The sequence below is a fragment of the Achromobacter sp. 1011811831 genome, assembly GCF_059760905.1.
This window is the reverse complement of sequence record NZ_JCBANG010000017.1, coordinates 75,370-88,614: the sequence shown is the minus strand read 5'-3', so window position 1 is coordinate 88,614 and position 13,245 is coordinate 75,370. Positions and strand designations below refer to the sequence as shown.

The 13,245-nt window shown below is 70.6% G+C and carries 14 protein-coding genes; 6 read left to right on the top strand and 8 right to left on the bottom strand.

From position 1 onward, the window contains the following. On the top strand, positions 1-190 hold a 190-nt coding region (locus tag AC6LJ9_RS09590; protein ID WP_498147379.1), incomplete at its 5' end, for a hypothetical protein. A gap of 142 nt (positions 191-332) precedes the next feature. Then, the gene (locus AC6LJ9_RS09585) at positions 333-710 is read left to right on the top strand and encodes a hypothetical protein (RefSeq protein WP_498147378.1); all 378 of its coding nucleotides are present in this window, start codon (positions 333-335) and stop codon (positions 708-710) included. Between the two features lie 34 nt (positions 711-744). Here the strand turns inward: AC6LJ9_RS09585 and AC6LJ9_RS09580 are convergent, their stop codons facing one another. Next, a complete protein-coding gene (locus AC6LJ9_RS09580; protein WP_498147377.1) occupies positions 745-1,935 on the bottom strand; it encodes a trans-sulfuration enzyme family protein in 1,191 nt (396 codons plus the stop codon). A 154-nt stretch (positions 1,936-2,089) separates the two neighbouring features. On the opposite strand from AC6LJ9_RS09580, the gene AC6LJ9_RS09575 reads away from it, so the two are divergent. Next, complete coding sequence (locus tag AC6LJ9_RS09575) at positions 2,090-3,097, top strand: hypothetical protein (protein ID WP_498147376.1); 1,008 nt, start codon at positions 2,090-2,092, stop codon at positions 3,095-3,097. Between the two features lie 22 nt (positions 3,098-3,119). Here AC6LJ9_RS09575 and AC6LJ9_RS09570 read toward each other — a convergent pair whose 3' ends face one another. The 5 genes from AC6LJ9_RS09570 to AC6LJ9_RS09550 all read right to left on the bottom strand — a co-directional run bounded on the left by AC6LJ9_RS09570 (position 3,120) and on the right by AC6LJ9_RS09550 (position 7,919). Then, on the bottom strand, positions 3,120-3,776 hold the full coding sequence (locus AC6LJ9_RS09570) for a methionine ABC transporter permease (protein ID WP_103273754.1): 657 nt from the start codon (positions 3,774-3,776) through the stop codon (positions 3,120-3,122). Then, the gene (locus AC6LJ9_RS09565) at positions 3,757-4,878 is read right to left on the bottom strand and encodes a methionine ABC transporter ATP-binding protein (protein WP_498147375.1); all 1,122 of its coding nucleotides are present in this window, start codon (positions 4,876-4,878) and stop codon (positions 3,757-3,759) included. Before AC6LJ9_RS09565 ends, AC6LJ9_RS09570 begins: the two co-directional genes overlap by 20 nt. Positions 4,879-4,899: 21 nt before the next feature. Beyond that, positions 4,900-5,661 carry a MetQ/NlpA family ABC transporter substrate-binding protein gene (locus AC6LJ9_RS09560; protein ID WP_249204917.1) on the bottom strand — a complete coding sequence of 254 codons (762 nt, stop codon included), beginning with the start codon at positions 5,659-5,661 and terminating at the stop codon, positions 4,900-4,902. A 335-nt stretch (positions 5,662-5,996) separates the two neighbouring features. After that, positions 5,997-6,419: a CopD family protein gene (locus tag AC6LJ9_RS09555; RefSeq protein WP_212313873.1), complete on the bottom strand. Its 423-nt coding sequence runs from the start codon at positions 6,417-6,419 to the stop codon at positions 5,997-5,999. Positions 6,420-6,515: 96 nt separating this feature from the next. After that, positions 6,516-7,919: a spinster family MFS transporter gene (locus tag AC6LJ9_RS09550; protein ID WP_498147374.1), complete on the bottom strand. Its 1,404-nt coding sequence runs from the start codon at positions 7,917-7,919 to the stop codon at positions 6,516-6,518. Positions 7,920-8,135: 216 nt separating this feature from the next. Here AC6LJ9_RS09550 and AC6LJ9_RS09545 point away from each other — a divergent pair, with 216 nt between their 5' ends. Next, positions 8,136-9,113, top strand: coding sequence for an AraC-like ligand-binding domain-containing protein (locus tag AC6LJ9_RS09545; protein ID WP_498147373.1), 978 nt, complete (start codon positions 8,136-8,138; stop codon positions 9,111-9,113). 31 nt (positions 9,114-9,144) lie between these two features. Here the strand turns inward: AC6LJ9_RS09545 and AC6LJ9_RS09540 are convergent, their stop codons facing one another. Then, entirely contained in the window at positions 9,145-9,609 is a 465-nt protein-coding gene (locus tag AC6LJ9_RS09540; RefSeq protein ID WP_212313870.1) for a hypothetical protein, read from the bottom strand. Positions 9,610-9,790: 181 nt separating this feature from the next. Between AC6LJ9_RS09540 and AC6LJ9_RS09535 the strand changes: the two genes are divergently transcribed. After that, positions 9,791-10,888, top strand: a complete 1,098-nt coding sequence (locus AC6LJ9_RS09535; protein WP_498147372.1) for an NAD/NADP octopine/nopaline dehydrogenase family protein — start codon at positions 9,791-9,793, stop codon at positions 10,886-10,888. Between the two features lies 1 nt (position 10,889). Further along, a complete protein-coding gene (locus AC6LJ9_RS09530; RefSeq protein ID WP_498147371.1) occupies positions 10,890-11,897 on the top strand; it encodes a 3-hydroxybutyryl-CoA dehydrogenase in 1,008 nt (335 codons plus the stop codon). A 64-nt stretch (positions 11,898-11,961) separates the two neighbouring features. On the opposite strand, the gene ampC is transcribed toward AC6LJ9_RS09530, so the two are convergent. Continuing rightward, positions 11,962-13,128, bottom strand: coding sequence for a class C beta-lactamase (ampC, locus tag AC6LJ9_RS09525; protein ID WP_498147370.1), 1,167 nt, complete (start codon positions 13,126-13,128; stop codon positions 11,962-11,964). Positions 13,129-13,245: the final 117 nt, after the last annotated feature.

The window sequence follows — 13,245 nt, the reverse complement described above, 5'->3', positions numbered from 1 at the left end:
GCGGCGGGTCGTGCCCGTGGCGCGCTTGCGGGTCGCGTCCGCCGTGCCCGATTCGGAAGATGGCGTGGTCTTGTCTGTCATGGTCATGGTCCTTGCTGCGCGTGGCCCGGGCCGCGAACGGCGGACAGCCGCCCGCGACCGGCGAGGAAAAAACGGCAACCCTAACCCGCTCGCCGCCGGGCCTGTTTGATCCGGATCAATGCTTGTAACATTTTTGCAATGTGCGGACCTGCTACCCTGCCCTGTCCGCACTCGTCCATCGCCCATTGCCCATGTGGTCACGCCTGAAACGCCTATGCACCCGCCGCCCCGCGCCGCCACCGGCCAGCCGCGTGCGCGTCGACGACGCGGGCATCTGGCGCGACGCCGGCGCGGCGGGCGTGACGGAGTTCTGGCCCTGGGCCAACGTGCGCGAGTTCGGCTTCCGCCTGCTGCTGGCGGGCTTTCCCGATCCCTGGAGCGGCGACTACCTGGAAGGCAGCTGGTTCATCCGCGTACCCAGCGACGGCGACGGCTTGATGGCCGTGGACTTCGACGCGGACGCGCTGGATCCGGACCATCTGCCGCCGGCGCTGCTGCGCCGCCTGCCCGGCCTGGACCTGGCCGCGCTGCGCCAGGGCGTGGCGGCGGCGCGGCGCGCGCCCAGGGATGGGCTGCGCGAGGGCGAGTGGCTGGCCTGGCGCAACGACCCCACGAACGCCGCGCCCTGACACCGCGCCAGCCCGGCGACCGCCGACGCGAGGACTAGGCGCGATCCAGCCCCTGCTTCAGGTCCGCGAGGATATCGTCGGGCGTCTCCAGTCCCACCGACAAACGCAGCAGTCCTTCTGACAGGCCATAACGCTCGCGGTCCTCGGCCGAGTAGCTGGCATGCGTCATCGACGCCGGATGCTGGATCAGCGTCTCGGGATCGCCCAGGCTGACCGCGATGCGCGCCAGCTTCAAGCCATTGAGCAGACGCCGGCCCGCATCCAGCCCGCCCTTCAATTCAAAGGCCACCAGCCCGCCGCCGGCCGATTGCTGGCGGCGCGCGATCTCGGCGCCGGCCGTGTCGGCCAGGCCCGGGTAGAACACATCAGCCACCGCCGGATGTTCACGCAGCAGCCGCGCCACGCGCAGCGCCGATTCGCTGTGACGCTGCACGCGCAGCTCCAGCGTCTTCAGGCCGCGCAGCACCAGGAAGGCGGTGAAGGGCGACAGCGTCGCGCCGGTGTAATAGCGCAGCCCCTGCAGGCGCACCGCGTCGACCAGTTCCTTGCGGCCGGCCACGGCGCCGGCCAGCAGGTCGCCATGCCCGCCCAGGTACTTGGTGGCCGAATGCAGCACCAGGTCGGCGCCCAGCGCCAAGGGACGCTGCAGCACCGGCGTGGCGAAGGTGTTGTCGACGATGGTCAACAGGCCCTTGCCGCGCGCGATGGCCGACACCGCCTGGATGTCCACCAGCCGCAGGTTGGGATTGGCCGGCGTCTCGAAATACACGGCGCGGGTCTTGGGGCCGATGGCGGCGGCCACCGTCTCCGGGCGCGTGAAATCGGCGAACACCGCGCGCACGCCAAAGCGCGCCAGGCCCTGCGTGAACAGCGTGAAGGCCGTGCCGTAGACGATCTGGTCGACCACGATCTCGTCGCCGCTTTGCAGCAGCGAAAACAGCGTGGCCGAGATTGCGGCCATGCCGGACGCGGTGACGACGGCGGCCTCGGCGCCTTCCAGCGAGGCCAGCCGCTCTTCCAGCAGGGCCTGCGTGGGATTGCGCGTGCGGCCATAGACGTAGCCGCTGCGCTCGCCCAGGCGGATCTGATCGAAGGCTTCGAGGCTTTCCTGCGTGTAGGTCGAGGTCAGGTAGAGCGGCGGCGACAGCGCGCCCTGCTCTTCCAGCGGGTCATAGCCCAGGTGGATGGCGCGCGTGGCGAAGCCTTGCTGCGAGTGATCGGTCATGACGGGACTCCTGTGTGGTCCATGTTCATCGAAGACGCGGCCATGGCCGCGCCGGAAAGTGCTGCCTGCCGCTGGAGCGGGCCGGCGCCGCATTGACGCCGCCGCGCGGCGTTGTTACATTTTGAGATCCCCACGCATTCCCAACCGGCATTCCATGAACCCGCAATCCGGGCCCATCCAGGCTCAAGGCCAGGCGCCGCTGTCCGCGGCGACGCAGCGGCGCGCGGGCTGGCTGCTGCCCCTGCTGCTGGCCTGCGCGGTCTACATGGCCGAAGGCACGTTGCGCATGCTGCTGGCGCGCCAGCCGGCTACCAGCCTGGAAGTGCTGGGCATGATGGCCCTGCCGCCCTTGCTGGCCTGTGCGCTGTTCGCGATCGGCAAGCGCTTCCGCAATCCCCGCAGCCAGCTGTACATCGCGCTGGCCGTGGGCCTGGTCATGCTGCTGGGCGACGCCGGCCAGGCCTGGAGCCGGATCGAGCAGAACCGCCAGCGCGAGCTGGCCAGCGCGGGCATCCGCGACGCCATGACCGTGCTGCGCCGCATGGCCGGCGGCGCGGAGAAACCCGGCGCGCTGCCCGACATCGATCCCACGCCTCGCGCCCACGGCGCCTACGGCGAGCTGGAGCGCGCGGTCAAGACCGTGGCCGGCCAGCGGCTCGCGCAGCACAAGGCCTACGTCAAGGATCTGGACGACATCGGCCTGCCGCGACTGTTCGATCCGGGCCGTCTGGCGCGCGACACGGGCCTGGTGGAAAGCCGCATGATTCTCGAACTGGCCGGCCGCCTGCTGCCGACCTACCGCCAGCGCAACCAGCAGGCGCTGGATGAAATGCCGGCGCTGATCCGCGCGCTGGACATCGACGACGACGCCAGGACGCGCATGCTCGACGGCGTGGCGGCGCAGCGGCAGGCGCGGCTGCGCGACGTGAACCGGGCCTGGGACCTGGAAACGCGCATCCTCGACGAGTTCGGCCAGATGATCACGCTGCTCGACGACAACCGCCCCTACTGGGTCGCGCGCGGCGGACAGCTGCTGTTCGAGCGCGACGACGACCTGGCGCGCTATCGGAAGCATCAGGCCCGCGTCGACGCCCTGGTCCGCGAACAGGACCAGCTGGGCGCGCAGCAACTGGCCAGCCTGCTGCCGGCCACCCTGCCCTGACATACGCCGCCGCATCGCCGCGTCAGCGCTTGTGGTCGGCGCGGCGCGACAGCCATTCGCCGGTGAACTGCACGATCGACACCAGCGCGATCAGGATCACGATCACCTCGAACATCACGCGCGTCTCGTAACGCTCGTAGCCGTAGCGGATCGCCAGATCGCCCAGCCCGCCCGCGCCGACCGCGCCCGCCATGGCCGAGGCGTTGATCATCGCGATCACGCTGACCGTCATGCCGCCGATGATGCCGGGCAAGGCCTCGGGCAGCAGCACATGGCGCACGATGTGCAGGCGGCGGCAGCCCATGGCGCGCGCGGCCTCGACCAGGCCGGGGTCCACGTCGTTCAGGCTGACCTGGGCGATGCGCGCGAAGAACGGCACCAGGTTGGCCGACAGCGGCACGATGGCCGCCCAGGTGCCCAGCGTGGTGCCCACCAGCAGCCGCGTGAAGGGCAGCATGGCGATCAGCAGGATGATGAAGGGAATCGCGCGGAACGTGTTCACCGTGATCGACAGCGCGCGGTTCAGGCGCGGCTTCGGATACAGCCCGCCCGAGGCCGTCACGGTGAGCACCAGCGCCAGCGACAGGCCCAGCGCGATGGCGATCACGGCCGACACGCCCACCATCGCCAGCGTCTGCAGGAAGGCCTGCAGGTATTTATCAAGCATCGGCAGCGACATAGCCCAGCACCTCGATCTGATCCGCCGCCAGCGCGACGCGCGCGGCTTCCTGCCGCAATATGCCCGCGGGCACCGACACCAGCAGGCTGCCCTGCGCATGGCCGCCCAGCCGGTCCAGCCCGCCATGCAGCAGCGTGGCGCCCGGTCCCAGCGCGGCCAGCGCCGCCAGGGGCACGCCCTGCGCGCGGCCGGCGCCGGTGTAGCGCAGCCGCAGCACGCCGCTGGCGCCAGGCCCTTGCGGCTCGGGCGACAGGCGCGCGGCCAGGTCGGCCGGCAGGTCGTGCTGCAGCGGCCGCAGCAATGCGCGCGTGGCCTCGGCCCCGGGATCGCCGAACACGCGCCAGACCTCGCCCTGCTCGACCTTGCGGCCGCCGTCCAGCACCAGCACCTGATGGCAGATTTCCCGGATCACCGCCATGTCGTGCGTGATCAGCACCACGGTCAGGCCGAGCTTGCGGTTGATGTCGCGCAGCAGCGCCAGGATGGATTGGGTGGTTTCGGGATCCAGCGCCGACGTGGCTTCGTCGCACAGCAGGATCCGCGGCTCGTGCACCAGCGCGCGGGCGATGCCGACCCGCTGTTTCTGGCCGCCGGACAGCTTGGCCGGATAGGCATCGGCCTTGTCGCGCAGGCCCACCAGGTCCAGCAGCGCGTCGACCCGGACGCGCGCGGCGGCGGGCTTGACGCCGGCCACGCGCAGCGGCAGCGCCACGTTCTCGGCCACGGTCTTGGCCGACAGCAGGTTGAAGTGCTGGAAGATCATGCCGATGCGGCGCCGCAGCGCCACCAGCCCGTCCTCGTCCAGCTGCCCGGCATCGGCGCCGTCGATCAGCACGCGGCCGGAGTCGGGGCGCTCCAGCATGTTGATGGTGCGCAGCAAGGTGGACTTGCCCGCGCCGCTGCGGCCGATGATGCCGAAGATTTCGCCGCGCGCAATGCCAAAGGACACGTCCGACAGCGCCGCCACCGGGCCTTGCGGCCCCTGGTAGCGCTTCTGCAAATTGTCGAACACGATGTGCTCGCGGCCGCGCGCCGCCTCGGGCGCGCTGGCCGGGGCCGCGCCGGCCAGCGGCTCGGCCACGGGAAGTTCGTAGTGCTTCATGATGGATCGCGCCAGCCGGCGTCAGAACACCGGAATGACCGAACCTTCGTACTTGCTCAGGATGAACTGGCGCACTTCCTCGGAATGGTAGGCCTTGACCAGCTCCGGCACCCAGGGCGCGTTCTTGTCCTGCTCGCGCACCACGATGATGTTGACGTAGGGATTGTTTTCCTTCTTCTCCACGGCGATGCCGTCGCGCGTGGCGATCAGGCCGGCCTGGTAGGCGAAGCTGTTGACGATGGCCGCCGTGTCCACGTCCGGCAGCGAGCGCGCCAGCACCACCGAGGCGCTCTCGACGAACTCCAGTTTCCTGGGGTTGGACGTCACGTCGGCCAGCGTGGCCGTGCCGGTGAACGGATCGAAGCCATCCTTGAGCGTGATCAGTCCCTGGTCGCGCAGCACCACCAGGGCGCGCGTCTGGTTGCTGGGATCATTGGGAATGCCGACCTTGGCGCCCGGCGGCAGGTCCTTGAGCGACTTGTACTTCTTCGAATAGAAGGCGATGGGCGAGATCAGCGTATTGGCCACCGGCACGAGTTTGTAGCCGCGCTGCTTGATCTGGTCCTTCAGGAAGGGAATGTGCTGGAAGGCGTTGGCTTCCAGATCGCCGTTGTTCAGCGCCTCGTTGGGACTGGCGGTGCCGGTGATCACCACCGGCTCGACGGCCAGGCCGTTCTTCTTGGCAACCTGCGCCACCACTTCCCAGATCTGCTCGTCCACGCCGCCGCGCACGCCGACCTTCAGGGGCTTGGGATCGGCCGAGAAGGCCGGGCCGTGGAACATGGCGGCCGAGGCCAGGATCGCGCCCAGCAGGCGCTTGAAAAATTGCCCGCGCGCCGAGCGCGCCGCGTGCGCTTGCTGCTCCCCGATGGGCTGCGTTTCGTCCTGGGCCAGTCCGGCGATGAAAAAACGAGTAGTCATGATGGAATCGCCTCTAAGTCTGTGCAGTTATGAGAGTGAGACGATTCTAGGGACGCGCTTATCGCGGACGAACGAATACTTGGTTGAGTCCTTATTACACGGGTGTTTCGATATGGCGCGGGCGCATATACCGGCCCCTTGCCGATTGCGGCAAGCAGCCTGGTGCGCCACGCAACGATGCGGCCGGGCCGCGCCGCTCAGAACGGCTTGACCACCGCCAGCGTGACGATGGCCGCGGCCGCCAGCACCGTGAACGGCGCGTACAGGTCCAGCGCCGGCGGCCGTCCGCCGGCGCCGCGCGCCATGCGGCCCAGCGCCGCGCTCTGGATGCCCAGCAGCGCCGACAGCACCGCCGCGATGCCGATCTTGACCCAGATCCAGTTCATCGCGAACCAGCCGAAGCTCATGGCCAGGTGCAGGCCGACCAGCCAGCTCAGGGCCATGGCCGGCGTGGTCACGAACAGGGTCCAGCGGCGCAGCGCGCCCAGCATTTTGCGTTCCTTGGGCGCCTCGCCTTCCTGCGGCTGGGACGTCAGCAGGAACAGCGACACGAACAGCGAGCCGCACAGCCACGCGGCCACGGCCGCGACATGGAGCATTTTCAGGAGTTGGTAGGTCATGCGCGGATTATCGCCGCTGGCGGGCGCGGCGGCGCGCCGATGGCGGCGCGCGAACCGCGACGAATTGTCGCGCCCCGCCGCCCAAGCCCGTGGCCGCTACGAGGTCGAGGCCGGCCGCGCCGTCAGCGGCGCCGCGCCATCGGACGCTTCGGCCGCGCCGGGCGCCGCCTCGGCCGCCAGGCTGCGCCGGTAGCTGCCGCAGCCCATCGCCAGCAGGACCACGCAGGCGACCGCCGCCGCGCCGATCATCGCGGACAGCGACTGCCCCACCGCCGCCGGATCGCGGAACCAGCGGTCGGTCAGCAAGGCCACCGCCGTGGTGCCCAGGCCCAGCCCGATCAGGTTGGAGATCAGCAGGAACAGCGCCGAGACCTGCGCGCGCAGCTGGTTGGGCGGCAGGATCTGCATCGCGGCCGTCGACGTGGGCATGGGAAAGGACGCGAAGAACATGGCCGGCAGGAGCAGCCCCACCGACAGCCACAGCGAATCAACCTGCGTGAACGCCACCGCCGGCACCGCCATGCAGGCCGCGCCGATCACGCCGGCCCGCAGCGGCGCGTCGGCATGGCCGCGCCGCGCCAGCGCATCCATCAGCCAGCCGCCGCAGAACACGCCGGCGGTGTTGGCCACCAGCACCACCACGCCCAGCATGTAGCCCGCCTCGGTCGGCGACAGGCCGAACTTGCGCATGTAGAAGGCCGGCGTCCAGCCCAGCAGCGCGAACAATGCCATCGCGTAGAACGAGAACCCCAGGAAGTGGCAACAGAAGGTGCGCCGGTGCCGCGCCAGGAAGCGGAAGGTGTCGCCGATGGCGGGCTTGCTGGCGCGGCCGTCGGCCCCCAGGCGCAGGCCGCGCCGGCCGGGATCGCGCACCGTCAGCAGGATCAGCAACGCCACCAGCAGGCCCGGCAGCCCCACCACGAAGAACGTCACCTGCCAGGGCCGCAGCGCGCCCAGCAGCGGCAGCGCCACGGTGTCCACGCTTTTCAGCAGGTTGATCACATAGCCGCCGATCAGGAAGGCCAGTCCGCCGCCGATGAACGAGCCGATCGAGTACACGCCCACGGCGCGGCCCAGCCGGTCGCGCGGGAACATGTCGCTCAGCATCGAGTAGGTGGCGGGCGACAGCGCCGCCTCGCCCACGCCCACGCCGATGCGCGCCAGGAACATCTGGGCGAAGTTGCGCGACAGGCCGCAGACGGCGGTCGCCAGGCTCCAGAAGGCCACGCCGACGGCGATGATGCGCGGGCGCGAATAGCGGTCGGCCAGCAGCGCGATGGGGATGCCCATGAAGGCGTAGAAGAGCGAGAACGCCAGCCCGTGCAGCAGGCTGAACTGCGTGTCGGTCAGGCCCAGGTCGCGCTTGATCGGCTCGATCATCAGCGCCAGGATCTGCCTGTCGACGAAGGAAAATATGTACGCTAGCATGCAGACCAGGACCACGTACCACTCGTAGGCGTAGCGGCGCGCGGGCGCGCTGTCGGGGATATCGCCAGTCATGTCTCTTCCCTTGCGTGGCGGCGCTGTCGCGCCAGCCTTGTACCGGCCGGCCGCGCATCGCCTGCTTGTGTGCGCCAGGTCCGGCCGCCGCGCGGCGCTCGTCCTGGAGTTCCCAGGCCGGCCCGGCGGGCGCGGCCTGGTCCGTCAGTTGTAGGCCTTTGCCGGGCGCGGCTCTATACGGGGCGCGCAAGCACTGTTCCCGGGGCGCAGGAAAGCATGTTCCAAGACTCGATTCCGCTGCAACGCCATTGCCTGCTCGACTCGGCCAACATGGCCGAGATCCGGGACCAGGTCAGCCATCACCTGTGGTCGCACCATATGCGCGTGCCTCAGGGAAATCCCTTGCAGTCGCGCCTGTACGGCGTGTATTTCGGCAGCGCCGCGCTGTTCGACCTGCGCTATGGCGCCGAGGTCGAGATCGACGCCGGCGACATCGCCAGCTATTACCTGGTGCGCGCCACGCTGGCCGGCAGCGGCATGGTCGAGCTGGGTCGCCGCAGCGCCGCCATCCGCGCCGGCAGCCTGACCGTCTCCTCGCCCTCCGAGCGCAGCCTGATCCGCGTCGGCAGCGACTGCCGCAGCCTGATCCTGCGGGTGGAGCGGCCGGCGCTGGAACGCCGCCTGCAGCAGCTGCTGGAGCGCCCGCTCAGGACGCCGCTGGTGTTCGACGTGGACGTGGCCGAGGGTTCGTCGGGCATGGCGGCGGTGCGCCAGACGCTGGACTATCTGTGCCGGCTGCACCAGGACCCGGACATCGACCAGCTGGCGCCGGCGCTGGCGGCGGGCTTCCCGGACTACCTGATGTCATTGCTGCTGATGCAGCTGCCGCACAACTACAGCGACGCGCTGCGCGCCGACCGCCGGCAACCGCTGCCGCTGCACGTCAGGCGCGCGCGCGACTACATCGAAAGCCATCTGGACGAGCCCGTCACCCTGGCGGAGCTGGCCGCGCTCTCCGGCGTGTCCACCCGCACCTTGCAGAACGGCTTCGCGCGCTTCCTGGGCCAGAGCCCCATCGACTACATCCGCGGCCAGCGGCTGGCCCGCGTGCACGCGGCGCTGGAACAGGCCGGGCCGGGCGACAACGTCACCGACATCCTGCTGCGCCACGGCGTGACCAGCTTCGGCCACTTCGCCAGCCACTACCGCAAGCGCTACGGCTGCCGGCCGTCGGACACGCTGCGCGGCCGCTAGCGCCAGCACGGGCCGGCGCCCGCGCGCCGGCTCAACCGCCGGCGCCGCGATGGCGGTATTCGCCCGGCGCGCCCAGCACCGCCTGGAACTTGCGGGCTTCGCCCGAATAGGCATGCTTGGCGGGTATGGTCAGCGTGGCGCCCGACAGGCCGTTGCGCTTCGGTCCGCAGGACCAGAAGCTGTCGGAGATCTCGGCGTACGGCACCCGGGCCACGACGCGCGGCGGCTGGCCGGACTTGGCGCCGCCGGACTTGGCATCGGCCAGCCACTCGATCCAGACGCGGCAGCTGACATGCTCGAAACCCACGTTCTCCAGGATCACCCGGTAGGTGCCCTTCGCATCGCCGGAACGCCAATGTCCGCCCTCCAGCGTCGCCACGAGTTCGGCCTCGTCCAGGTTGGTGTCGGGACTGACATCGGCGCTGGCATCGGCTCCCGCAACGGCGGAAGCCGCCAGGAACGAAAGGCTCAATAGCGCTGCGGCAAGGATTTTCATGATTCTGACGGCCTGTTGGAAAGCGATGTCGAAAATTGGAGCATGCGCCCGCCGTGGTTTGTAGCACACCGCAGGTCGGCCCGAATCCCTTGCCGGAATGGAACGGCGCTTGCGCGTTCGGCGCAGACCGGCCGCCGTCCGCGCCGCTAGGATCGTCGCATCGTCATCAAGGAGCACGATCATGCGCGTCACTGTCATCGGAGGCGGACACGGCTGCTACGCGGCCGCCGCGGACCTGCACGAAAAAGGCCACGAGGTGCGCTGGTGGCGGCGCGACGCCGAGGCCGGCGCCGCGCTGGCCAAGGCCGGCGGGCTGGAGGTCACCGACTATCGCGGCGCCCGCCGCATCGCCATCGGCGACGGCCCCGGCCAGCTGCGGCTGGCGCGCGAACTGCGCGACGCGGTCCAGGGCGCCGAGCTGATCGTCATCCCGCTGCCCGCCACCACGCACGACGATCTGGCGCCCCGGCTCGCGCCGCTGCTGGAGGACGGGCAGGTGGTGTTCCTGCCGCCCGGCACCTTCGGCTGCCACCTGTTCGCGCGCGCCCAGCGCCAGGCCGGCAACCGCGCTCAGGTCGCCTATGCCGAGACCGGCACCCTGCCCTACCTGGCGCGCAAGCACGGCCAGCGCGTGGTCATCAGCGGCTACGCCACGCGCCTGCCCACCGGCGTCTTCCCCCTTCGGCTGGCCGATGCCGCGCTGCGGCGGCTGGCCCAGGCCTATCCCAGCGTGGAGCCGGCCGGCGACGGCCTGTCCGGCGCGCTGATGAATGCCGGCCCCATCATCCACCCGCCGCTCATCCTGATGAACGCCGGCCCCTTGCAGCATTTCGAGCGCTGGGACATCCACAACGAAGGCACCCAGCCGGCCATCCGCGCCGTGACCGATGCGCTGGATGCCGAGCGCGTCGCGCTGCGCGAGGCGCTGGGCTATGGCGCGCCGCATTTCCCGCTGGCTGACCACTACGCCCAGGAAGGCGATGAATGGATGTACGGGCGCGGCGCCCATGGCCGCCTGACCGACAGCGGCGACTGGCGCGAGACCATCGACCTGCACTGCCACCGCTACATGCTGGAGGACACGCGGCTGGGCCTGTCCTTCCTGGTGTCGACGGGCCGCTGGGCCGGCGTGCCCATGCCGGTGGCGCAGGGCCTGCTGGCCCTGGCCTCGGCGCTGACCGGGCGCGACCTGTACGCCGAGGGTCGCACGCTGGAGAACCTGGGCCTGTCCACTCTGTCGCGCGCCGACATGCGCGCGCTGCTGCAGGAGGGCTATTGAGATGGCCGCCCCCTTGTGCGTGATCGGCGCCGGCCGCATGGGACAGGGCATCGCCGCGTCCTACCTGATCGCCGGCCTGGAGGTGTCGCTGATCGACCTCAAGCCCCGCGCCGCCGATGAACAGGCGCGCGTCCACGATGCGGCGCGCGCGGCCGTGCGCGCCGAGCTGGGCATGCTCGCGCGGCTGGGCGTGCTGAGCGAGGACCAGGCCGACGCCGCGCTGGCCCGGCTGCGGTTGCGCGCGAGGGACGACGCGGCCGCCGACCTGCGCGCGGCGCGCGCGGTGTTCGAGGCCGTGCCCGAACGCCTGGACGCCAAGCGTGACGCGCTGCGCTGGCTGGACGAGGCCTGCCCGGCCGACGCCGTGGTGGCATCGACCACGTCCACCTTCCTGGTCACCGAACTGGCGGCGCTGACGGCGCATCCGCAACGCTTCCTGAACGCGCACTGGCTCAACCCGGCCAGCCTGATCCCGCTGGTGGAAGTCAGCCGGGGCCCCGCCACCCGCGACGCCGCCGTCGACCAGCTGCTGGAACTGCTGCGCATGGCGGGCAAGACGCCGGTGATGTGCGCGCCGTCCGCCGGCTACATCGTGCCGCGCATCCAGGCGCTGGCCATGAACGAGGCGGCCCGCATGGTCGAGGAAGGCGTGGCCAGCGCCGAGGACATCGACACCGCCGTGCGCCTGGGCTTCGGCCTGCGCTTCTCGGTGCTGGGCCTGCTGGAATTCATCGACTGGGGCGGCGGCGACATCCTCTACTACGCCTCGCGCTACCTGGCCGGCGCGCTGGACCCGCGCTTCGCGGCGCCGGACGTGATCGCGCGCAACATGGAACAGGGCCGCAACGGCTTGCGCGACGGCCAGGGCTTCTACGACTACGCCGGCGTGGACGTGGACGCGTATCGGATGCAGCGGCTGGAGCAGCTGCGCGACCGGCTGGCGCTGCTGGGCCTGCTGCCGCGCTGTGGCTCGGCGCTGGCCGGGGCCGGCGCGGCGCCGGCCGCCTGACCGGAGACCGCCCGGCAGACCGGCCTGGGCAACGCCTGCCGCCGCGGCTCCCTGGCGCGTCCGCTCAACGGCCTCCCGTCTCCAGCGCGTCCAGCACCTCATAGGCCAGGCGCACGCGATCGGCGTTGGGATAGTTGCGGTTGGCCAGGATCACGATGCCGATCCGGCGTCCCGGCACGAAGGCGACGTAAGCGCCAAAGCCATTGGTGGCACCGGTCTTGTTGATCCAGGCGTCGGCGCGCGGCGCCAGCGGCGGACGCAGCGCGCGCACGTCGTGCGTCTCGAGGGCGACCGTGTTGGCATTGCCTTCCAGCACGGTGTCCAGCGGCGCCGGATAGCGGTACTGCTCCCACACCAGGTCCTGCGTCATGCCGCCCAGTTCGAAATAGCCCCGGTGCGTGTCGGCGATGGCCTGATCCAGCTTGGCGTCGCCGCTGGTGCCGCCCAGGTTCAGCTCCACGAAGCGCAGCAGGTCGCGGGCGCTGGTCTTGACGCCGTAGGCCTCGTCGGCCAGCACGCCGGGACTCACGCGCACCGGCTGGTTGCGCTTGTCATAGCCCTGCGCGTAGCGCGCCATCTGGTCGGCCGGCACCTGCAGATAGGTGCTGGGCAGGCCCAGCTTGGGCAACAGCGTGCCCTGCATCAGCGGCACATAGGCCTGGCCCATGGCATTGGCGGTCGCCACGCCCAGCATGCCGATGCTGGGATTGGCGTAGGTGCGGCGCGTGCCTTCCGCGTAGCTGGGCTGCCAGGCCTGCAGATAGGCCATGAGCTGGGCGCGGTCGCGCACCGTGTCGGGCACCTGCAGCGGGAAGCCGCCCGCCGTATGCGTGGCCAGGCCCAGCAGCGAAACCTTGCCAAAGGCGCTGCCCGCCAGCTCGGGCACGTGGCGCTCGACCGGATCCGCCAGCGACAGCCGGCCCAGCGCCTGGGCGTAGGCGGCCAGCGTGGCCGAATAGGTCTTGCTGATCGAGCCCACTTCGAACAGCGTGTCGTTGGTGACCGGCGCGCGCGTCTCCCAGGAAGCCAGGCCGAAGCTGTAGAAATGCTGCTCGCCCTGCCGGGTCACGGCCACCGCCATGCCGGCGATTTCATGCTGCTTCATCACCGTCAGCACGGCCGCGCGCACGCGCGCGTCGGCGTCATGGATGGGGGACAGCGCCGACGCGGGCAGCGATGCGGCAAGGGTGACGGCCAGCAGGCAGCGGCGGAACAAGGCGGACAGGCGCATGGAGAACTCCCGGAAAACAGCGCGAACAAGACGGGCGGGGCCAGGCGGCGGCATTGCCGCCGGGCGGCGACGACGGGCATGCCGGCGCGCGCCCCGCGCGAACCCAGGATGGTAGCG

Bases quoted from the DNA above. Each gene is read 5' to 3' on its own strand.
- AC6LJ9_RS09580 (WP_498147377.1), bottom strand. From the start codon at position 1,935: ATGACCGATCACTCGCAGCAAGGCTTCGCCACGCGCGCCATCCACCTG.
- AC6LJ9_RS09575 (WP_498147376.1), top strand. From the start codon at position 2,090: ATGAACCCGCAATCCGGGCCCATCCAGGCTCAAGGCCAGGCGCCGCTG.
- AC6LJ9_RS09570 (WP_103273754.1), bottom strand. From the start codon at position 3,776: ATGTCGCTGCCGATGCTTGATAAATACCTGCAGGCCTTCCTGCAGACG.
- AC6LJ9_RS09565 (WP_498147375.1), bottom strand. From the start codon at position 4,878: ATGAAGCACTACGAACTTCCCGTGGCCGAGCCGCTGGCCGGCGCGGCC.
- AC6LJ9_RS09560 (WP_249204917.1), bottom strand. From the start codon at position 5,661: ATGTTCCACGGCCCGGCCTTCTCGGCCGATCCCAAGCCCCTGAAGGTC.
- AC6LJ9_RS09555 (WP_212313873.1), bottom strand. From the start codon at position 6,419: ATGACCTACCAACTCCTGAAAATGCTCCATGTCGCGGCCGTGGCCGCG.
- AC6LJ9_RS09550 (WP_498147374.1), bottom strand. From the start codon at position 7,919: ATGACTGGCGATATCCCCGACAGCGCGCCCGCGCGCCGCTACGCCTAC.
- AC6LJ9_RS09545 (WP_498147373.1), top strand. From the start codon at position 8,136: ATGTTCCAAGACTCGATTCCGCTGCAACGCCATTGCCTGCTCGACTCG.
- AC6LJ9_RS09540 (WP_212313870.1), bottom strand. From the start codon at position 9,609: ATGAAAATCCTTGCCGCAGCGCTATTGAGCCTTTCGTTCCTGGCGGCT.
- AC6LJ9_RS09535 (WP_498147372.1), top strand. From the start codon at position 9,791: ATGCGCGTCACTGTCATCGGAGGCGGACACGGCTGCTACGCGGCCGCC.
- AC6LJ9_RS09530 (WP_498147371.1), top strand. From the start codon at position 10,890: ATGGCCGCCCCCTTGTGCGTGATCGGCGCCGGCCGCATGGGACAGGGC.
- ampC (WP_498147370.1), bottom strand. From the start codon at position 13,128: ATGCGCCTGTCCGCCTTGTTCCGCCGCTGCCTGCTGGCCGTCACCCTT.